Origin of the sequence: Acetivibrio straminisolvens JCM 21531 (genome assembly GCF_000521465.1) — a bacterium.
Classification (GTDB): Bacteria; Bacillota; Clostridia; order Acetivibrionales; family Acetivibrionaceae; genus Hungateiclostridium; species Hungateiclostridium straminisolvens.
Window position 1 is genome coordinate 1 of the sequence record NZ_BAVR01000012.1, and the last position, 20,947, is coordinate 20,947.

Here is a 20,947-nt window from a genome sequence, read left to right on the forward strand (position 1 = left end):
TATTCCTCAATAGCTCAGTCGGTAGAGCATGCGGCTGTTAACCGCAGGGTCGTAGGTTCGAGTCCTACTTGAGGAGCCATAGATCCAAATAGCTTAAGCCTGATAAAGGTTTAGGCTATTTTATTTTGCTTGGAAAGATATGTTGATTGAATACTAAACTCTTGTTCTAAATTTTTATTCTAAATGCATTTATTCAAAATTCTTATTTCAAGAAATCTTGACTGGCCTCATGATGTATTTTTTACGATGGGGAATACTAGAAGATGAATGAAAATAGAGAAAAAAACAATGGTTCTTGATGATATCGATGCTTTTATTTATAATTTACTAAGGAGAATTTTTAAATAAATTTTTATAATTTACTTTTTTCAATTCTTACCAAGAAGAAATAATGTAAGAAGATAAAATTACAATGTAAGGGCAGGTATGATATGTTAAATCAATTTTCAAGAACAGAAATACTATTTGGAAAAGAAGCAATGAAAAAGCTGGAACAGGCAACGGTTGCAGTCTTTGGCATAGGCGGAGTGGGAGGCTATACGGTGGAAGCCCTTGTCAGAAGCGGGGTAGGAAATTTTGCTATTGTAGATGATGACAAGGTATGCCTAACCAATTTGAACCGGCAGATTATTGCCACGAGAAAAACGATAGGAAAGTACAAAGTAGATGTTATGAAGGAAAGAATTCTAGATATAAATCCGAAGGCAAATGTTACAGTGCATCAATGCTTTTTCCTTCCGGAGAATTCCGATAAATTTGATTTTGCATCTTACAGCTATATTGTTGATGCCATAGATACGGTGACGGCAAAGATTGAGCTGGTTATGAAAGCAAAGGAATTTGGAGTTCCGATTATCAGCGCTATGGGGGCCGGCAATAAGATTGACCCTACTCAGCTTAAGGTGGCGGACATATATAAGACATCCGTTTGCCCCCTTGCAAGGGTTATGAGATATGAGCTAAGAAAGCGGGGAGTGAAGAAGTTGAAGGTGGTTTATTCCGCCGAAGAACCGAAAAAGCCTGTTGAAGACATGGCTATCAGTTGCAGAACGAATTGCATCTGCACCGGGGACAGAAAGAAAATGTACTGACAGAAGAAACATACCTGGAAGTACATCCTTTGTTCCATCAGTCGCGGGTTTGATAATTGCTGGTGAAGTTATCAAAGATATAATTGGAAATGTAAATGAATAAGCGATTCCGGCATTTTCGCCGGAATTATTTTATTTTTAATAACTTGATATTTAATCGTTGACGGTAAAACTAAAAAATGATATAATCTCTTTAGTAAATTACTAAATTAGTAATTTACTAAAGTTGTAATGAAACGGAGGTAAATACGAAATGAGAATACCTACTAATTTAAAGCACAAACCGGTTATTGTATGCGAAAACTATGAAAATGTTGACGGAAGATATGCTTATAATTCAGATGCAAAGGGACTTTCCTTGGGACTTGCGCAATGGAACGACCGTGGAAAGGTGGATATTTCGGCCAAGGTTTGGAGATACACAGGCGAAAAATGGTCCAGACAATCCGAAGAATTGCCCCTTCATAGAGTTCTTGATTTGGCAATCCTTGTTTGCAGAGCGAAGCTTCATTTTCAGGATGCGTATCGGTATGAAAAACTCTACGACACAGAAAAACCTGTTATAGACAGAGTGGGATTGCAGGGGGACGCTATGACAGTATCCGTATGTACTGAAAACGAAAAGATTGATGAGGATATTAAGTTGTTTAGTCAGGCACTTAGTGAGGATGGAGAACTTATTGGAGAGAGACTTCGCACTTTGTCAAGAATATTAAAGGAAATGGGATATTGATAAAAAAATATTTCCCCATATGAAAAATTACTCTTTTCAGGCAAAATGAGAGGTCTTAAGGGGATTTTTTCAAAGGCGTATTGACAATAATGAAAATCTTCATTAGAATATTATTAGCACTCATTATTGGTGAGTGCTAATAAAGCGTTTTAATATTCCTTTAGTTAATTGATATTATATTTATAGCGTTTTATCGTTATTAATATTCTATCTGTTAAATAGAGGAGTCTTAAAGCGCTTTTGACAATAGAATGTAATATTATAGAAAAGTAAGTGAAGAATACTGTTGGGATGGAGGAGTGAAGGTAATGACAAGCAGGTTTGAAACAAAGCTTATGGGTTCTGACAGGCATTCTTACAAAGAGCTTTTCAAAAGATTCTCGGGAAATCCGATCCTTTCGGCCAAAAACTGGCCTTATGCAGCAAACACAGTTTTTAATCCCGCAGCAACCGTTTATAACGGCAAGATTTTGCTGCTGACAAGAGTCGAGGACAGAAGAGGTTTTTCTCATCTAACCAAAGCAATCAGTGATGACGGTATAAGCAATTGGATAATTGATGACAAACCTACCTTTGAGGCTGAGCCCGAAAAATTCCCCGAAGAGGAGTGGGGCGTCGAAGATCCGAGAATTACATGGATTGAAGAACTGGGTAAATATGCTGTCGCTTATACTGCATATTCCAAAGGCGGACCATTGGTATCTTTGGCGCTTACGAAAGATTTTGAGACCTTTGAAAAACTTGGAGCTATTATGCCTCCTGAAGATAAAGATGCTGCACTGTTCCCAAGGAGGATCAACGGGAAGTGGGTTCTTATACATAGACCGATTTCGGCGCATCACGGGCCGGGAGCACATATATGGATTTCCCGTTCAGATGACCTCAAATACTGGGGCGAGCATCAGATATTAATCAAAGCCAGAAAAGGCGGATGGTGGGATGCCAACAAAGTGGGACTTAATTGTCCTCCTCTTGAAACTCCGGATGGATGGCTTATACTGTACCATGGGGTAAGACAGACTGCATCCGGCTCAATTTACAGGCTTGGGCTTGCGCTTTTGGACCTTGAAAATCCTTCGAAGGTATTGCGCAGAAGTGATGAATGGGTATTTGGTCCTCAGGAATTTTATGAAAGAGAAGGAGATGTGGATGACGTGGTATTCCCCTGCGGATGGATTCATGACGAAAAGACAGGGGAAATTAAGATATATTATGGAGCCGCAGATACTTGCATTGCAATGGCAACAGCGAATCTTAGCGATTTACTGGAATATATAAAAAGGTGTCCCGAACAAAAGGCAATTTGACAAAAACGTTGAATTTACCGGCAACAATTAGGACAACAAAACTTGATAGGAGGAATATGCATGAAGGCATTATTTTTAGCAGGCGGTTTTGGAACTCGATTAAGACCGATTACAAACGATTTGCCCAAGCCAATGGTGCCCATTATGGGAAAGCCGCTGCTGGAAAGGAATATAGAAAGGCTAAAGAGTTATGGTATAGATGAAATCGTATTGAGCACATGCTACAAACCGCACAAAATTGACAAATACTTTGAGGACGGAGAAAAATTCGGTGCGAAAATAAATTATATAACCGAGGAGGAACCTTTGGGTACCGCAGGGGCTATAAAAAATGCGGAGAAATTTTTGAGCGACACATTCCTTGTATTTAATGCCGATATATTGAGCGATATAGATATAGCGGATATGATACGTTTCCATAAAGAAAAAGGTGCAATGGCAACCATTGCCGTAACCCGGGTTGACAATCCTTCGGCTTATGGAGTCATTGAGCATGACGACGATAGCTTTATTACCGCGTTTAAAGAAAAGCCCAAGCCCCACGAGAGCAAATCCAATCTGATAAATGCAGGGGTGTATATTTTTGAACGGGAAATTTTAAATCATATTCCCGGCGGAAGGGCGGTGTCCATTGAAAGGGAAACCTATCCTTTGCTTTTAGAAAAAGGATTCAAAATGGCGGTGTACGATAAATGCAGCTACTGGCTTGATTTGGGCACGCCGGGAAAATATCTTAAGGTACACAAAGATATATTAAAAGGACTTGTGCCCATCGGAAATTATGATTTTGGAGAAAATCGCGTATTCATCAGTGAGAGTGCAAAAGTTGACAGGAGCGCAAACATAAGGGGTCCGGTATACATTGGTGAAAATGTTGTAATCGGTCCCTCGGCGGTGGTAGGTCCCAATACGGTTCTATTCGATAATGCTTTTGTCGGAGTGGGAGCAAAGGTTGAGGACAGCGTTGTTTGGGATAATGTTAATGTAGAAAAAGGAGCAAAGGTAATGAATTCAGTGATTATGTCAAATTGTACAATTGATAAGGATAGCGAAAGATGCAATTCTGTTTTGACAGAAAATTCAAGTCACCCGATAGCGGTATAAAGGGCAAATATTCTTTGAGTAAGGCAATCGAAACAGACAGATAATACATGTAAGCTGTAATATATTGGGCGGCAGTATATTCGGCAACTATATAATAGGAGGTTTTGAAATGACTTTAGACAAAATTCGAAACATAGCATTTTTAAGTACTTATCCTCCAAGGGGGTGCGGACTTGCGACTTTTACCAATGACCTGGTGAGGGAGCTTGACAAGATAGAAAATATACCAAACCCTAAAGTTATTGCTGTAAGTGACAATGATTACGGTTACAGCAAGAGGGTAATCATGGAGCTTAGGCAGCACGACAGGGAAAGTTATACAAAGATTGCGGAGGAGATTAACAATTCGGATATCGGTATTCTTGTGATAGAGCATGAGTACGGTATATTTGGAGGTGAATTCGGAGAATATATCCTGGACCTTGTAGACAATATTCAAATTCCCTTTATCCTCACGCTGCATACCGTTCTACCCCGCCCATTGGAAAAACAAAAGAAAATACTGCAAGTACTGGGGGAAAAAAGTGCAAAGGTAGTTACCATGGCGAAAAATACAATACCCATCCTAGAAGAGGTATATGGCATTGACGCAGCCAAAATTGAAGTGATACACCATGGTGTACCGTATAAAGAACTTGAATCCAGGGAGGAACTAAAGAAAAAATTTGGGCTTTCTAATCGCAGTGTAATCAGCACTTTTGGGCTGTTAAGCCCGGAAAGGGATTGGAATATGGAATTGAAGCCATCGCAAAAGTGGCTAAGAAGTACAAGGATATCGTTTACCTTATCCTCGGGCAGACGCATCCTTGTGTAAAAAGGGAATATGGTGAGGTCTACAGGGAAAAGCTTTTGCAAATGGTCGAGCAACTCGGAATAAAGGAACATGTTTGGTTTGTAGACAAATATCTCACAAGGGATGAAATTATGTACTATCTTAAACTGTCGGATATCTATATGACACCGTACCTCGGAAAAGATCAGGCGGTCAGCGGTACTTTGGCATATGCGGTAGGGTACGGCAGAGTAATTATATCTACTCCGTACAGCTATGCCCAGGAAATGCTTGCAGAAGGAAGAGGACTTTTGGCAGAGTTTAGAGATTCTGATTCTCTGGCAAAGCATATTCAATACGTACTTGAGAATCCGGAGGCAAAGAAAGAGATGGAGATGCGGACATTAAGTCTTGGAAGGACTATGATGTGGGAAAATGTGGCCAATAGCTATTCCAAGGTTTTTATCGACACTCTTGAAAAACATAACTCTCGGGGAGCATGATAGGATGATTGACGGCTTAATGCACTGCGAAAATATAAGAGACGACCACATTTTCCGAATGACCGATGATACGGGTATGTTGCAGCACTCCAAATACTCCCTTCCGGATCCGAATCATGGGTATACAACCGATGACAATGCCAGAGCCTAATTATGGCGCTGATGTTGTATAAAAGGTATGGAAAGAAAAAATATATTGATCTGGTTTACAGGTATTCATCTTTCTTGATAAACGCGCAGAATGAAAAGGGCAAGTTCAAAAACTTCATGGGATATGACCGAAGATGGCTTGAAGACGAAGGTTCTGACGACTGCTTCGGAAGATGTTTGTGGGCACTTGGATTTGCTCTTTCCTGTGATTTTACTCCAAAAGGGATTAGACATGCTCTTTTAGAGATTTTTAATAAAGCCATGCCCCATGCAGATAAACTTACTTATCTGAGGGGCAAGGCATATTCTGCAATAGGTCTTTCGTTTTTCGATAATAATGATTCAAAAGAACTTGTATATAATATAGCCCAATCCCTTTGCCGCCAATACGATGAGCATAAGGACGGGGAATGGAAGTGGTTTGAAAACATTGTGGCATATTGCAACAACGTTCTTCCGTGGTCCCTTCTGGCGGCGTACAAGGTTACGGGAGAAAAAAGATTTCTTGAAACCGCAGAAGAGAGCTTGGACTTTCTGGGAAAGATAACTTTTAAGGATGGGTATTTCAAGCCTGTCGGCTGCAACGGATGGTTAAAAAAGGGCAAAATTCAGGCGGAATTCGATGAACAGCCGGTGGAGGCCTGCGAAGCTGTTTTAACCTATTTAGAGGCTTTTGAGCTGACGGGAAAAACGAAATATTTTGAAAAAGCGAAAATATGCAATTCCTGGTATGAGGGAATGAATTCCAAAGGAATACGCCTTATAGACAATGAGACCGGAGGCTGCTATGACGGTTTGACCGAGCAAGGAGTAAATCTCAATATGGGCGCAGAAAGCCTGGTATCTTATATAATATCATATTTAAAAATATCGGAAATCAAGTCTTTATAGGCAAATCTATAAAAGTGAATATTCTTTTACAATGGCATTTTGTATAGCTTGATGCACATGAAGTCATTTTAATAAACAAGATAGGCTTCTTTTGATTACTGACAATAATCGGAGGTGTTTATCATGTTATATCCATATAAAATGACGCCTGTGTTCAAGGACTATATATGGGGAGGGCATAATCTCAAAAGATTGGGAAAGCCCGCGCTAAAAGGACGTGTGGCAGAGAGTTGGGAACTTTCTGCCATCCCCGGAAGTGAAACCAAAATTGCCAACGGTGTCTTAAAGAATCGAAGCATTGTTGATGTAATAAAAAAATACGGAAGAAAGAAAATTCTTGGCGACAAATTTACTACCGCATCAATGAATACAGGATTTCCGCTGCTTTTAAAATTTATAGATGCAAACGACCGCTTGTCCATTCAGGTTCACCCTGACAATGAATATGCCAAAGAGATCGAAAACAGCCTAGGTAAGACCGAAATGTGGTATGTTATAGATGCAAAATCACGGGCAACGGTTATTCACGGATTTGCTGAAACTTGCAAAAACCCGGTAAAAATTCGTGATTCTATTTTGAAAGGCAAGCACGACGGACTGTATAGAGAGATTCAAGTAAAAAAGGTGACGTGGTTTTTGTCCCCGCAGGTACCGTACATGCATTAAACGAAGGGCTCGTGGTTGCCGAAATACAACAGAACTCTGACCTTACATACAGACTTTATGACTACGGCAGGACTGACTCTCAAGGCAACAAAAGACCACTTCATATAAATAAAGCACTGGATGTGCTTTCTTTTGACAATTCAAGAGCTTTGTATAAAGGAATAACCATACACTGGGATAATGGAATAGAATCAAAGTATCTTGCCATAAATGAATATTTTTGTGTAAAGGAAATTAAAAGTAAAGGAGGGTTCATTGAATTAAATTCAAAAGGGATGTTTTCGGTATTTATGTTTTTGGACGGTGAGGCCAAAATAAAATATTCCGGAGGAAAGATAAAGGTATATGCCATGGAAACAGTGTTTATTCCCGCATATATGGGGAAATATATGGTTTACGGTTCGTTTTTGGCGCTTCACATTTATGTGCCGGATTCTGCATTAAAGGTTTATGATTCTTTGAGGGAAAAAGGCATCTCCCATGAAGAAATAATTAAAAATGCAGCCGGGGCAGAAACCCTAAAATTTCCGCTTGAAGTAGTTATATAAAATTTTTTTTGATTAACTGTTGGATTAGCAGGGTATATTAAGTAAGATAGAGAATAATCTGTACTGATAGGCAAAAAATTTTGTAATAAGAGGTGCAGAATGCTTTTAGTATTAATAACGGCAATTGGCGTTGGCGGAGCAACTGTTGTGGGAGCATTAATCGGATTTATGTTCCGAGATATATCGCCAAAATTCAATAATGCAATACTGGGGTTTGCGGCCGGAGTTATGTTGGCGGCTGCAGTAATTGGGCTTATTTTACCTTCTGCAGAGATGGCCGGACGGTCGGGAATTTGGATTACGGTTCTGGGCATTTTTTTTGGAGCGATATTTCTAAATTTCATGGACAAATTAACCCCGCATTTGCACAACTTGTCGGGAGTAGACGTCGAAAAACATATGCATAACGAATCGCTCAATAAAGTATTGCTGTTTGTATTTGCGATTGCAATTCACAATTTCCCTGAAGGATTGGCGGCCGGAGTTGGATTTGGAAGCGAAGACATAAGTAATGCTCTGACGGTTGCCATTGGTATTGCATTGCAAAACATACCCGAGGGTATGGTGATTATTTCGCCCATGATTCTTGCAGGAATGAGCAAGAAACGGGCTCTTTTGCTTGGTTCTGCCACGGGATTGGTGGAAGTAGTGGGAACTTTCATCGGTTATTTCGGTTCTTCAATTTCGGTGAAAATACTGCCTTTTGCGTTAGCTTTTGCGGGCGGTACAATGCTTTATGTCATTAGCGATGAAATGATTCCCGATACGCACAGCCACGGATATGAAAGATTGGCGACGTATTCGCTGCTGGTCGGGTTCACGGTTATGTTAATAATAGATATGTTTATTGGTTGAATACGGTTATAAATAATTTTATTTACATATTACAAATAAAATTCGATATATTTTATAGTCGATTTTGCTACGAAATTTAGTTTGTCCAAAAATATGAATATCATACCCGACACGCGAGAAAAGGAGAGATGAATATGTATGAAATGAAACCAGAATACTTTACAGGAATTGATTTTATCGACAAAGAACATGCCCGGCTTTTTGCTATTGCCGACGAAGCCTACCAATTGCTGAAAAATGAGTTTATTCCGGACAAGTATGACCACATAATGAGTTTGATCAAAGAACTTGAAGAGTATACCCGGTATCATTTTAAGCATGAAGAAGAGTACATGCAAAGTATTGGATACAAAAGGCTACTTTCTCAGAAAGTTGCCCACGATGATTTTATACAGAAAATAAATGAATATACTCCGGATGTTGTCGATGAAAATCAAAAAGATACTCTTTTGGAGTTGCTGAATTTTTTAGCTACATGGCTTGTGGAACATATATATAGACAGGATAAATTGATTGCAGAGTGATTTTACAAAAAGGAGAGACAAGAGATGAATATTAACGCTTTATGGAATTTATCTTACGGGGTCTACATTGCTTCCGTGTGGGACGAAGAACGTCCGACCGGATGTGTGGTCAACAGTGCCATGCAAATTACGGCAGAACCTGCGACGGTTGCAATCAGCATTCACCATGACAACTATACAAACGGTTGCATTGAAAAAACGGGCAGGTTTGCGCTAACTGTTCTGTCTCTGAATTCGGACCCGGCAATTATAGGGACTTTTGGATTTAAGACAGGCAAGGATGTTAATAAATTCGATTCTGTCAAGTATGACATAAAAAATGATATGCCGATTCTAACGGATGGGTGTGCCTATCTTATCTGCGAGGTAATTAATAAGATGGAGACAGACACCCATACTGTCTTTTTGGGCAAAGTTTTAGATGCGGACTTTATTTCAAAAGAAGAGCCCATGACCTATTCCTATTACCATAAGGTAATAAAAGGAAGAAGTCCTAAAAATGCACCGACGTATATTGAGTTGGAGAATGGAGAAGAAAATATACCCCTCCAAAAAAGAGAAAAATATGTATGTAGTGTGTGCGGATATGAATACACAGGAGATATTCCCTTTGAAGATTTGCCGGAAGATTATGTTTGTCCGATATGCGGACAGCCAAAATCGGTATTTATAAAGAAGGAATAAGGAATAATATTTAAGAGTGTTTTATCGAGATGAATTTGGGAAATAATTAAGTGATTCCTGTGTAATTCTCAAAATAGGAACCAAAATGTTGCGGGAAAGAATAGGAGAGTGAAAAAATGCAGAAATTTGAAACGATGGATGGAAATCAGGCCGCTGCCTATGCATCTTATGCCTTTACGGATGTTGCAGCAATATATCCCATAACACCGTCATCACCTATGGCGGAAACAGTAGATGAGTGGGCAGCCCACGAAAAGAAAAATATTTTTGGACAGCCGGTCAGAGTTGTGCAGATGCAATCCGAAGCAGGTGCTGCCGGTGCAATGCACGGTTCACTTGCGGCAGGAGCATTGACGACTACTTATACTGCTTCCCAAGGACTTTTGCTGATGATTCCGAACCTATACAAAATGGCAGGAGAGCTTTTGCCCGGAGTATTGCATGTTTCGGCAAGGGCGATTGCAACCCATGCCCTGTCAATATTCGGTGACCACCAGGATGTAATGGCCTGTCGTCAAACCGGAGTTGCACTCCTTGCCTCATCCAATGTTCAGGAGGCAGCAGACTTGGGATATGTTGCGCATCTTTCGGCAATTAAATCCCGGATTCCTTTCATACATTTCTTTGACGGCTTTAGGACTTCCCACGAAAACCAGAAGATTGGATTGATAGAATATGATGAACTTGCAAAGCTTGTTGACTATAATGCAATAAAGGAATTTAGGGACAGGGCTTTAAATCCGGAGCATCCTGTTGCAAGGGGTACGGCGCAAAATCCGGATATTTACTTCCAGGGAAGAGAAGTGCAGAATAAATTTTATGACAGCGTTCCGGATATTGTTGCAAGCTATATGCAGGAGATAAAGAGAATTACAGGCCGCGAATACCGCCCGTTTGACTATTACGGGGCAAAGGACGCGGAATATGTGATTGTGGCAATGGGTTCTATTTGCGATACCATTGACGAAACCATTGATTACCTTATGGCAAAGGGTGAAAAGGTAGGTGCTGTGAGAGTGCACCTTTACAGGCCTTTCTCCGAAAAGTATTTCTTTGATGTGATTCCCAGCACAGTAAAGAAAATTGCAGTGCTTGACAGAACCAAGGAGCCGGGAGCCCCTGGAGAACCGCTGTATCTTGATGTGTCAAAACTTTACCTGACAAAAGAGAATAGGCCGATTATAGTGGGAGGAAGGTATGGACTGGGTTCGAAAGATACCAGACCGTCCCATATCATATCTGTATTCGAAAATTTAAAGCAGGAAGAACCGAAAAACAACTTTACTATCGGTATAGTTGACGATGTAACCAATTTGTCTCTTCCCGAAGGGGACATAATCGAGACCACGCCTCAGGGTACAATAAGCTGCAAATTCTGGGGACTAGGCTCTGACGGTACGGTAGGAGCAAACAAATCGGCAATAAAAATAATCGGGGACAATACCGACATGTATGTTCAGGGGTATTTCTCCTATGACAGTAAAAAATCAGGGGGAATTACCGTTTCCCATCTAAGATTCGGTCCGAAGCCTTTGCGTTCTCCGTATCTTGTATACAACGCCGATTATATTGCTTGCCACAATAAGTCCTTCATATACAATTATGATATTCTGAAAGGACTTAAAAAAGGAGGTACTTTTGTACTTAACTGCCCGTGGAATGAGAAGGAACTGGACGAACACCTTCCTGCGGCGATGAAGAGATATATAGCAAATAACGACATTAAATTTTATGTAATAGATGCTTTAAAGATTGCTTCAGATATTGGTCTTGGCAACAGAATCAATATGGTGATGCAGTCGGCATTTTTCAAGCTGGCAAACATAATTCCGATTGAGGATGCTGTAAAATATCTCAAAGATTCTATTGAAAAATCTTATGGTAAAAAGGGCCAGAAGATAGTGGAGATGAATAATTCCGCTGTTGACGTGGGACAGGAAGCATTGATAAAGGTGAATGTTCCCGAATCGTGGAAAAATGCTTCTGATGAAGAGTTGCCTGTGAAGAAGGATGAACCGGAATTTGTGAAAAATATTCAAAGGGTAATGGCTAGAAATGAAGGCGATGATTTGCCTGTCAGTGCATTTGTGGGAATGGAGGACGGTACGCATCCTTTGGGTACTACGGCTTATGAAAAGAGGGGAATTGCACCGATGATTCCCGAATGGCAGATTGATGAATGTATACAATGCGGACAGTGTTCCTTCGTATGCCCTCACAGTACAGTGCGTCTGTTCCTCTTGAATGACGAGGAAAAGAGCCGTGCACCGGAGACCTTCTTGACCAAGAAGGCTATTGGAAAAGGATTTGAGAATTTGCATTTCCGTGTACAAATTTCTCCTCTTGACTGTACCGGATGCGGCAATTGCGCTGATGTTTGTCCTACAAAGGAAAAGGCATTGATTATGAAACCTGCGGAAGAGCAAATAGAAAAACAGTCCGACAACTGGGAGTTTGCGATGACCGTTACCCAAAAGGACAATCTATTGGATCGCAATACCTTAAAAGGAAGTCAGCTTATTAGGCCGCTATTGGAGTTTAACGGAGCTTGCCCGGGATGCGGTGAGACACCTTATGTGAGACTTCTTACCCAGCTTTTCGGCGAGAGAATGATGATTGCCAACGCAACGGGATGCTCATCTATATGGGGAGCAAGCTCACCATCCATAGCCTATACCACCAATGCAGAGGGTAAAGGACCGGCTTGGGCCAACTCCTTGTTTGAAGATAATGCGGAATATGGCTTTGGAATGTATTTAGGAGTCAAGCAGATAAGGGCGAGACTTGCAGACCTTATGGAGACTGCAATAAATTCGGATATTGATGAAAAGGTTAAAAATGCTTTCAGAGAGTGGCTTGATGCGAGGGATGAGGCAGAAGGCTCAAAGACAGCTACAAAGCACATCTTTGAAGCACTAAAAGACTATGATTATAAGGGCAACCGGATAATTGAAGAGATAATGGAAAAGAAAGATTATCTCATCAAGAAGTCCTTCTGGATGATTGGAGGAGACGGATGGGCTTATGACATCGGCTATGGAGGAGTGGATCAGGTTCTTTCCTCCGGTGAAGATGTAAATATACTTGTGTTGGATACTGAAGTTTACTCCAATACCGGCGGTCAGTCTTCAAAAGCAACTCCGACAGCGGCTGTTGCAAAGTTTGCAGCAGCAGGTAAAAGGGTTCGGAAGAAAGACTTGGGTCTCATGGCGATGAGTTACGGTTATGTGTATGTGGCACAGATAGCTATGGGTGCCAATATGAACCAGACCGTGAAAGCCATGGTGGAGGCAGAAAACTACAAAGGTCCGTCCCTTATAATTGCATATTCGCCATGTATAAGCCATGGTATAAAGACCGGAATGGGTACAAGCATATTTGAGGAAAAACGTGCTGTCGAGGCGGGTTACTGGCATTTGTACAGATACAATCCGATGCTTAAAGAGCAGAGTAAAAATCCGTTTATTTTGGAATCGAAAGAGCCGTCTGCACCTTACAAGGATTTCCTCCGCGGAGAAATCAGGTATTCACAGCTTATGAATGTATTCCCGGATGCGGCAGGAGAAATGTTTGATGCTGCAGAAAGGGATGCAAGAGAGCGTTATGAGACTTATAAGAGGATGGCAGAGCAGAAGTACTCGTAATAGGTAGTATGTGAGAGGGCTGCTGCACCGGGAGATTGGTGCAACAGCCTCTTTTATTTGGCCTCTTGGAATGAAATGAAAGAGGCAAAAGCGAAGGGACTCGATGTCCCGAGCTTTTATTAGTATGCTGTCACAATGGTGTTTGCATTATCTTTTACTTCTGATTTGAATCAGCATATTCCTTGGCGTTTTCTACTTGCAATTCACTGGGTATGGTAACTCCAGACTCAGGCTTTTTCTTTTCGATATTTGCCCAAGCTGCTGTGTTGTGTTTTTCAATTGGTGCTGCCATGTTTTTTTGCTTATAGTTTTTTTCTGCCATTTTATCACTCCAAACAAGACTGTGTTTATATTGTTGCGTCGATGTTATTTTATATCGTGGGAGATTTATTATACTGTGCATTATTTACAGGTAGACATTTCAAATCTTAGGAATAATATCAATAGGTTAACCGTAAGCGAATGTATGGAATATCTTGATTTTTTTTCAGAAGAATAATATACTATTGGTAAGTCAAGGCAAGAATATTTTCAAAACATATTGCAGGATGTACAGCCTCAGCAATAAGCGGAGGTTTGTTTTTAGAAAGAGATAATATAAAAAGAGAATGTACAATTATCATATATTGGTATTATTTTTTAGATTAATTATATAAAGGGGAGAATTAAAATGAAATTTTTCAAGGGGAGGCTGACATCTTTAGCACTCGTACTTACAATTTTAATGCAATTATTTGCAAACTGTGTTTTTGCAGAATCGTCCGGAAAGGACACTATTTTTTTCAGGGACATTTCAGGACACTGGGCTGAGGAGTCTATCAAGTATTTGGCAGAACGTGGTTTGGTAAAAGGTTATTTGACCGACAATGGTTATATAATTAAACCTGATACATACATAACCAGAGCTGAATATCTTACCGTTCTTTTAAAAACAAAACCCAATCTTAAAGTTTTAAATACTAAAGTAAAATTATTTAATGACGTAAAAGATAGTGATTGGTACAAAGAAGCGGTTGACAAAGCTTCGAGTAATGGAATTCTTGAAGGATATCCCGATGGAAGTTTCAAACCTAATAATCCGATTACCAGGGCTGAAATTGCTGCATTAACGGTAAAAATTAATAATTGGCATGAGGAGGATGTTCTTCCTGATGTTGATGTGTTTTCTGATGTTCAAAAGAATTCATGGTACTATGCGGCTGTTTTGACATGCAAATTAAAAAATATAATAAATGGATATCCGGATGGTACTTTTAAACCGGGAAACTATGCATCAAGAGCAGAAGCTTTTGCTTTGCTTGCAAATTATGTTAGAAATTTTATTGACAAGGATTTGGATGAAATACCCGAAAAAACTCCCGGTACAACTCATGACTTGGTTTCACCTACTCCAAAGCCTGTGACATCATCTTCACCTTCCGGTTCCGGTTCAACAATTGAAAGTGGGCCGTTTAAAGGTAAATCGGTTGATGACTTTTTATATGTATCGGGCGGGGATTTTAGAATTTTCAATGAAGAACAGAAAAAAGCCACCATCGAAGGCGTGTTTGACGAAGAAAATGTAAAAAAGATGTACTACAATGTGAAATACTATGGATTTGATATGGAAACTCCTAAGATGGAAAAAGATAATATTACAAATGGGTTAATAGCTCTAGGTCCAAAAGAAGAAGAAAAAGGAATATTTAATGAAAACAAAACCCCATATGGTTGGACACTCAAAGATTTTGAACTTAACAAGGACTATTTTAAGATTAATATTATTTTAGTGATAGAAGACCAATATGGAAATAAACTTACTAAAACTTTGACAAATATAAATGATAAGGATTCGGACGGAGATGGACTGTCTGACTATGAAGAGGTGTACATATATAATACAAATCCGTTAAATTCCGATACCGATGAAGATAAACTTTCAGATTATGAAGAAATTAATATTTATGGAACAGATCCATTAAATCCCGATACCGATGAAGATGGCTTAACAGATTATGAGGAAATGAAAGCATGGGTTATCTTAGAATTAGGTTCAATAGTATCAATTTTTTATAATGCTCCTGAATACGAAGAGCTGGGAACTGAAGGAGTGGAACTGGTATCTGAAAAATATGGCTATAAAGAAGAGCAGATAATTTTGGGATTGGATCCCCTTAATCCCGATACGGACGGAGACGGACTTCCTGATGGTTATGAATTTAGGATTTTGGGTACTGATCCGACACGCAAGGTAACATATGGTATGAATGTACCGGATGTTGATCTTGACATTGATGGAGATGGACTTTCAAACTGGATGAGTTTCTAAATGAAACAGATCCATGGTTAAAAGATACAGATGGAGACGGTATTAGTGATTATGATGAGATTTATACTTATAAAACAGATCCGTTGATTTCCGATACGGACGGAGATGGGCTTGATGATGGATTGGAATTGGGGCAAGGCTTTGCCCCTCTAAAGCCTGATACCGGTAATAGTGGCATTTTAGATTCAGAAAAATTTGTTAGCCTGAATTTATCGGAAGAAACTTTGAGAGACGTTTTGACTCCTGAAAATAAAGCACTTCCTTCAATTAGCATATTCGGAGTGCCTGATTTTGATATTAATACTACTGTGGAAAATGCGTCCGAACACGAAAGTATTAAAAATATTGTTGGTGTCGTAGGGTTTCCAATAGACATAAAGACCGATAAGGATTTTGAAAGTGCGGAAATTAGTTTTAAAATAAGTGAGGAAATTTTAAAGACTACCGATATAAACAATCTGGCAGTTTTTTATTATGATGAGACAAATGACACTATTGAGTTTTTAGAGACAGAAGTAGATGAGGAATCAAATACGATAAAGACAACAGTTGATCATTTTAGCATTTATGGCGTTATAGATATAGTGAGGTTTGCACAAAGTTGGGGCATAAAAGATATTTTGGATAAACTTGCAAACCCCGCAGAAGAAGCTATACCACCGGTTGCCGAAATAGGACAGGCAGATATAGTTTTTGTTATCGATACAACCGGTTCAATGGGCTCAGTAATTAATAATGTCAAAACTAATATTACAAACTTTGTAAATACATTAATAGAAAATAACGTAGATGTGAGATTGGGGTTAATAGATTACAAGGATTTAGAAGAAGATGGTATGAATTCCACCAAAATCTAGGATGGTTTGATAATGTAAATGATTTTATTACTAGTGTAAATAATATGAGAGCAACCGGAGGAGGAGATGCTCCGGAATCTACCGTAGATGCATTGGAAGAGGCAAGAAGAATGGATTTCAGACCTGGTGTGAATAAATTTATTATGCTTTTTACCGATGTGTCATATAAAGAATTTACAAGATTTGAAGATGTTCAATCAATGGGAACGGTGATAGAAAAATTAAAAGAAGATAGAATTGTTGTATCTGCAATTGTACCTTCCGGTTATCAGTCAGTATATAAGGCTTTGTATACTGAAACGGGAGGTGTTTATGCAAATATAACAAAGGCTTTTTCTTCCGAGCTTCAAGCGCTTATTAGCAACATAGTCAGTGTAACTCATGGTGATGGTATTTGGATAAGGTTATCTAATGGAATGCTAAAAAAATTGGAGGGTATTTCCAATAAAGAAGAGTTACTTGAGTTGGCATCAGGAGAATACCTTTTAATTGGTGATTTGTTTTTAAAAGTATTTACAGTTAACTTTTTTGGATTAAAAATAAAAACTTTCAAGGAAGCATTTAATAAAAATGCTGTAGACGTTAGAATAACTCCCACCAGTGGATATTCTGGAGGTATGTATACTGTTGATGCAATAGCTACGATTGTAACGGAACAGCAGGTGGATAAAGCGGTATTGTTATTCAGGTTGCTAAATGGAAACTGGATGCAATACAATGCTGCTCTTGATTCAAAATTTATTATGAGTGAGTTTAATTTTGAATTGCCTGAAGAATATCCGGATCATTTAAGCGATTTATTTATCGGATATAGGGCCAATTTAAATATTTTAGATTCAGGTTTAAGGGAGTTTAAAGTTGTATTGCTTGACAAATATGGAAACATAATTGTTGAGTCAGAGGTTAATAAAGTAAAGGTGGAAAGCTCAATTAAGTGGACAGGGGATATATCGCCGTTAGAAACTGTAACCGGCATCAAAGACTTTTCCATAGTTCAATATGCCGATATTTTGACCGGTAAAGATATTGCTTTGTTTTTACGTAAAGATGGCGACCAATTTCCGATAATGGTTGATTCATCCAAACAAAGATACAAACACGAGCAAAAGAACTATAATTTTAGTTTTGTGTCAAATGACTGGGATGCTGTAAATAAGAAGCCTAAATACATCAATGGTTCATATTGGATATCTGTCCATATAGTAGATGAGAGCGGTAAATCTCTTATTAAGTCTGATGAGAGAAAAATAAAAATAAATAATATATGGATTTCCGAATATTACAATAGCGGGCAAAACAAGGATATTTATGAAATTAAAAAGAGATTAAACGAATTGGGATATTTTGGTCAAAATAATTTGCCGCTGACTGTTAACACAATATTTGATTATAATACTTCCTTTGCTGTCAGTGAATTTAAGAGAGTTAACGGCCTAAATGACAGTGGAATATTTAAAGGAGTCGTATGTGACCAAACATGGAATGTATTGTTCTCAGATTCTGCATTAAAGAATGACAAGTCGCCTGCTGTAGGAACTGGCGAATGGAACTTCCAAAGTTTGGGGGGCAGGCTGAGGTTTTTGTCTGCGGCAGAGTTGGAGAAGGAGATTTCAGACGCTAAAAAAGAAAGAAGGTCTTTGTCTCCAAGTGCTGAGTTGACTAAAAGATTGAATCTCATTAATTCAAGAATTGCACATGATTGGGTATCCAATGGTGTAACCAAAACAAGATTTGCAAAAAGGTACCTTGACCAATGTGCAAAAAACGGTATAACGCCACCTGCAGCTTATAATACCGAAGCTAAGGTTATTAATGCATTAACCTGGGATGATAAGAAAATTGAGAAATTATACGCAAACTCGCTGAAATTCCAAAGTTTAGATATCGATCCGAGGCTACTTCTGGCGATAATAATTCAGGAAGGTACAGGAAGTTTTAACACAAATCCTGAGGTAAGAGACAGTAATGGGGGACATTATATCCAGCCGGATTTTGAAAAAGATTTAACAGCTGCATTGGACAACCAGTTTTTAAGAAAGGCAAATGCATATAGGTACTATGGAGAGCAGTTTTCTGAATTTGTAAGAGGGCTAAAGGTTTCACAACCTAATTTAACCGGCGGACAGGGTAACTTGTACCAATTCTTAAATTATGCTACAGTGGCAGCAACAGTTGATCTCAATACCAATGAAATAATCGAGCTTAAACCCCATGGGTATATGCAACTCATGACGGTTGGTGGAAAAATGTGGAGACTGTTTTTGGTTCTTTGGTAGACAACAATGGTGAAAAACCTTCTGAAAAGTATTCGAATTTGTTTAAAAACTCTAAAAAGATACCTTTGAAGAGTGGCTATTCAAAACCGTCAGTTGTATTTAAATTAGAGTGGATGAATGAGGTTATATACAATAGTAAAACCGAAAAATATGATCCTGGTTATACAATTAGAGCGACGCTGGCCCCGCAGAGTACACCGGATCCGGAGCCAGTTGAAAATGTATTTCCTCTAAAATATGGTGATACCAGTGCAGTAAAGGGTGACTACATTAAAGAAGTCCATGATTTACTTAGCAAAAACCTTGGAAGCGGTCTGGAATATCTCAAAATTGTAAGTGGCGATTCAGGTTATGGAAAAAATTATGGACCAAAAACTGCAGCTTTGGTGAAATTATATCAGAGTCAAAATGGTGCTGTAGTTAATGGACAAATAGATGAGGCCACCCTAAATAAACTAAGGAGCGGTGAATGGAAAGTTGCAGCACCCGCTGAAGGAAAATATGTAATAAAGGGCTCTTATCAAGATTCTTATTTTGAACTAGTTGTTGATAAAGCTCCTGATATTTCCGATACGGATGACTTTAGTTTAAAGTTAAAAAGACTGGCGGAACAATATACAGATTTTAGTATTAACGGGGTTAAAGTAAAACTGCCTTATTATCAGACTGTAGGTACACGTTATGGAGGTAAGGCAACACCGGAACAGATAAGAAACTTCATACTTGGAAAAACAACAGATCCGTCCAAATTCCAGAGTGTTGCAGATGACCCTGAAAACAGGTATAAAGTAGGAATTGACTGTTCGGGATTGGTAGCTTATGTGCTTAATGAAGCAACAGAAGGAATGATTCACAAGACCCACGGACAAACCGGCTATGGAAATGGAATTAGTGCCGCATCACTTACAAGTACTAAACTTGGACAAAAAATAACCAAGGCAAAAGACGTTGTTCCGGGAGCTATAATGAATACCGATAATGGTGGCCATGTTATCGTTATATATGAAGTTATAAAAACAAATGGAAAAGTTACTCAAATAAAATATGCACACTCTAATGGTAAACACGGACCTCATAAAGGATACATTGATATAGGAGATGAAAATCAGGACTTAGACGGTAGTGCACAAACATGGCATGATATTTCATATACGGACAAGAAAGCTAAAGAACTTTATACCTATACTGTTCTGCGTAATGAAGTGGTAGAATATTTAAAAAAATAAATTGAAGTTTTTGTAGCATAAAATAAGAGAGCACTCATCAAAAAGATGTTAGTGCTCTCTTATTAGAGCGCCCAACATGAACTGTAGCTCTTTTAGCTTTCCTAAGTTAGTTTTTCTTAATCTATTGAATAATTATTTCCGTAGCCTTATAATTAATTATGGTAGCTTGTATTACGTATGTAGTATGGCTTCATTAATATAAAAATACATGCACAGTTTTTAGGTTGTGTTGGTAGAACGGAGGAAAAAGAAAATGCCCATTATTGAATTTTTGGAGCGCAATGCTGCGTTGTACGGTCATGAAAAATGTCTGACGGAGATAAATCTGGATCTTCAGGAAAGCCATAATGTTATATGGCGAGAGTACGAACTCATCGAAAACAATCCTGCAGGGGAGTATCGCAGAGATATGACTTGGCGTGTTTTTGACGAGAAGGCAAACCGATTTGCAAATCTCCTAATCAAGAGGGGAATTAAAAAAGGCGACAAGGTGGCTATACTTTTGATGAACTGTTTGGAATGGCTGCCTATTTATTTTGGAATATTGAAGACAGGGGCTATTGCGGTACCGATGAATTTCCGCTATACAGCCGAGGAAATAAAATACTGCCTTAACCTGTCCGATTCCATAGCCTTGGTTTTCGGTCCGGAATTTATCGGTCGCGTGGAAAACATTTATGACCAGATACCAAATGTAAAATTATTGTTATTTGCAGGAGAAAACGTCCTTCTTTTGCTGAAAGCTATGACCGTCTTACCGCTAATTGTTCTTCCGAAGCACCCAACATAGAAATTACTGATGATGACG

General features: G+C 39.0%; 15 protein-coding genes, 1 tRNA gene and 3 pseudogenes. 18 read left to right on the forward strand and 1 reads right to left on the reverse strand.

Annotated features, from left to right (window positions below; genetic code table 11):
• The first annotated feature begins 3 nt into the window (after positions 1 to 3).
• From JCM21531_RS04845 to nifJ, 13 genes and pseudogenes are all read left to right on the forward strand, one after another.
• Positions 4 to 79: transfer RNA gene (locus JCM21531_RS04845), tRNA-Asn, on the forward strand.
• A gap of 352 nt (positions 80 to 431) precedes the next feature.
• A pseudogene (locus JCM21531_RS04850) lies at positions 432 to 1,194 on the forward strand (tRNA threonylcarbamoyladenosine dehydratase).
• Between the two features lie 150 nt (positions 1,195 to 1,344).
• Entirely contained in the window at positions 1,345 to 1,824 is a 480-nt protein-coding gene (locus tag JCM21531_RS04855; RefSeq protein ID WP_038287875.1) for a DUF6530 family protein, read from the forward strand.
• Positions 1,825 to 2,132: 308 nt separating this feature from the next.
• A complete protein-coding gene (locus JCM21531_RS04860; RefSeq protein WP_038287878.1) occupies positions 2,133 to 3,131 on the forward strand; it encodes a glycoside hydrolase family 130 protein in 999 nt (332 codons plus the stop codon).
• 60 nt (positions 3,132 to 3,191) lie between these two features.
• Entirely contained in the window at positions 3,192 to 4,235 is a 1,044-nt protein-coding gene (locus JCM21531_RS04865; protein ID WP_038287880.1) for a nucleotidyltransferase family protein, read from the forward strand.
• Between the two features lie 109 nt (positions 4,236 to 4,344).
• A pseudogene (locus JCM21531_RS04870) lies at positions 4,345 to 5,510 on the forward strand (glycosyltransferase family 4 protein).
• 4 nt (positions 5,511 to 5,514) lie between these two features.
• Positions 5,515 to 6,551: pseudogene (locus tag JCM21531_RS04875) on the forward strand (glycoside hydrolase family protein).
• Positions 6,552 to 6,674: 123 nt separating this feature from the next.
• Positions 6,675 to 7,217, forward strand: a complete 543-nt coding sequence (locus JCM21531_RS20620) for a type I phosphomannose isomerase catalytic subunit (RefSeq protein ID WP_243467229.1) — start codon at positions 6,675 to 6,677, stop codon at positions 7,215 to 7,217.
• The gene (locus tag JCM21531_RS20625) at positions 7,181 to 7,765 is read left to right on the forward strand and encodes a class I mannose-6-phosphate isomerase (protein ID WP_243467230.1); all 585 of its coding nucleotides are present in this window, start codon (positions 7,181 to 7,183) and stop codon (positions 7,763 to 7,765) included. Before JCM21531_RS20620 ends, JCM21531_RS20625 begins: the two co-directional genes overlap by 37 nt.
• Before the next feature lie 99 nt (positions 7,766 to 7,864).
• Entirely contained in the window at positions 7,865 to 8,620 is a 756-nt protein-coding gene (locus JCM21531_RS04885) for a ZIP family metal transporter (protein WP_038287882.1), read from the forward strand.
• Between the two features lie 134 nt (positions 8,621 to 8,754).
• A complete protein-coding gene (locus JCM21531_RS04890; RefSeq protein ID WP_038287884.1) occupies positions 8,755 to 9,144 on the forward strand; it encodes a bacteriohemerythrin in 390 nt (129 codons plus the stop codon).
• Between the two features lie 24 nt (positions 9,145 to 9,168).
• Positions 9,169 to 9,828, forward strand: coding sequence for a flavin reductase (locus tag JCM21531_RS04895; protein ID WP_038287886.1), 660 nt, complete (start codon positions 9,169 to 9,171; stop codon positions 9,826 to 9,828).
• 116 nt (positions 9,829 to 9,944) lie between these two features.
• Entirely contained in the window at positions 9,945 to 13,472 is a 3,528-nt protein-coding gene (gene nifJ / locus JCM21531_RS04900) for a pyruvate:ferredoxin (flavodoxin) oxidoreductase (RefSeq protein ID WP_038287887.1), read from the forward strand.
• A 154-nt stretch (positions 13,473 to 13,626) separates the two neighbouring features.
• On the opposite strand, the gene JCM21531_RS18225 is transcribed toward nifJ, so the two are convergent.
• The gene (locus tag JCM21531_RS18225; protein ID WP_094184734.1) at positions 13,627 to 13,794 is read right to left on the reverse strand and encodes a CDIF630_02480 family spore surface protein; all 168 of its coding nucleotides are present in this window, start codon (positions 13,792 to 13,794) and stop codon (positions 13,627 to 13,629) included.
• 348 nt (positions 13,795 to 14,142) lie between these two features.
• Between JCM21531_RS18225 and JCM21531_RS04905 the strand changes: the two genes are divergently transcribed.
• The 5 genes from JCM21531_RS04905 to JCM21531_RS23550 all read left to right on the forward strand — a co-directional run bounded on the left by JCM21531_RS04905 (position 14,143) and on the right by JCM21531_RS23550 (position 20,929).
• Positions 14,143 to 15,780 (forward strand): S-layer homology domain-containing protein, encoded by a 1,638-nt coding sequence (locus JCM21531_RS04905; RefSeq protein ID WP_243467231.1) that lies wholly within the window; start codon positions 14,143 to 14,145, stop codon positions 15,778 to 15,780.
• Positions 15,781 to 15,863: 83 nt separating this feature from the next.
• Complete coding sequence (locus tag JCM21531_RS20635) at positions 15,864 to 16,637, forward strand: vWA domain-containing protein (RefSeq protein WP_243467232.1); 774 nt, start codon at positions 15,864 to 15,866, stop codon at positions 16,635 to 16,637.
• A gap of 44 nt (positions 16,638 to 16,681) precedes the next feature.
• Complete coding sequence (locus JCM21531_RS20640) at positions 16,682 to 18,913, forward strand: peptidoglycan-binding domain-containing protein (protein WP_243467233.1); 2,232 nt, start codon at positions 16,682 to 16,684, stop codon at positions 18,911 to 18,913.
• Positions 18,886 to 20,139, forward strand: coding sequence for a peptidoglycan-binding domain-containing protein (locus JCM21531_RS20645; RefSeq protein WP_243467234.1), 1,254 nt, complete (start codon positions 18,886 to 18,888; stop codon positions 20,137 to 20,139). The genes JCM21531_RS20640 and JCM21531_RS20645 overlap by 28 nt, the downstream gene beginning before the upstream one ends.
• Before the next feature lie 253 nt (positions 20,140 to 20,392).
• Positions 20,393 to 20,929 (forward strand): AMP-binding protein, encoded by a 537-nt coding sequence (locus JCM21531_RS23550; RefSeq protein WP_279378981.1) that lies wholly within the window; start codon positions 20,393 to 20,395, stop codon positions 20,927 to 20,929.
• Positions 20,930 to 20,947 lie beyond the last annotated feature (18 nt).

Coding starts and splice junctions, on each gene's coding strand:
- JCM21531_RS04855 (WP_038287875.1), top strand. CDS start 1,345: ATGAGAATACCTACTAATTTAAAGCACAAACCGGTTATTGTATGCGAA.
- JCM21531_RS04860 (WP_038287878.1), top strand. CDS start 2,133: ATGACAAGCAGGTTTGAAACAAAGCTTATGGGTTCTGACAGGCATTCT.
- JCM21531_RS04865 (WP_038287880.1), top strand. CDS start 3,192: ATGAAGGCATTATTTTTAGCAGGCGGTTTTGGAACTCGATTAAGACCG.
- JCM21531_RS20620 (WP_243467229.1), top strand. CDS start 6,675: ATGTTATATCCATATAAAATGACGCCTGTGTTCAAGGACTATATATGG.
- JCM21531_RS04885 (WP_038287882.1), top strand. CDS start 7,865: ATGCTTTTAGTATTAATAACGGCAATTGGCGTTGGCGGAGCAACTGTT.
- JCM21531_RS04890 (WP_038287884.1), top strand. CDS start 8,755: ATGTATGAAATGAAACCAGAATACTTTACAGGAATTGATTTTATCGAC.
- JCM21531_RS04895 (WP_038287886.1), top strand. CDS start 9,169: ATGAATATTAACGCTTTATGGAATTTATCTTACGGGGTCTACATTGCT.
- nifJ (WP_038287887.1), top strand. CDS start 9,945: ATGCAGAAATTTGAAACGATGGATGGAAATCAGGCCGCTGCCTATGCA.
- JCM21531_RS18225 (WP_094184734.1), bottom strand. CDS start 13,794: ATGGCAGAAAAAAACTATAAGCAAAAAAACATGGCAGCACCAATTGAA.
- JCM21531_RS04905 (WP_243467231.1), top strand. CDS start 14,143: ATGAAATTTTTCAAGGGGAGGCTGACATCTTTAGCACTCGTACTTACA.
- JCM21531_RS20640 (WP_243467233.1), top strand. CDS start 16,682: ATGAGAGCAACCGGAGGAGGAGATGCTCCGGAATCTACCGTAGATGCA.
- JCM21531_RS23550 (WP_279378981.1), top strand. CDS start 20,393: ATGCCCATTATTGAATTTTTGGAGCGCAATGCTGCGTTGTACGGTCAT.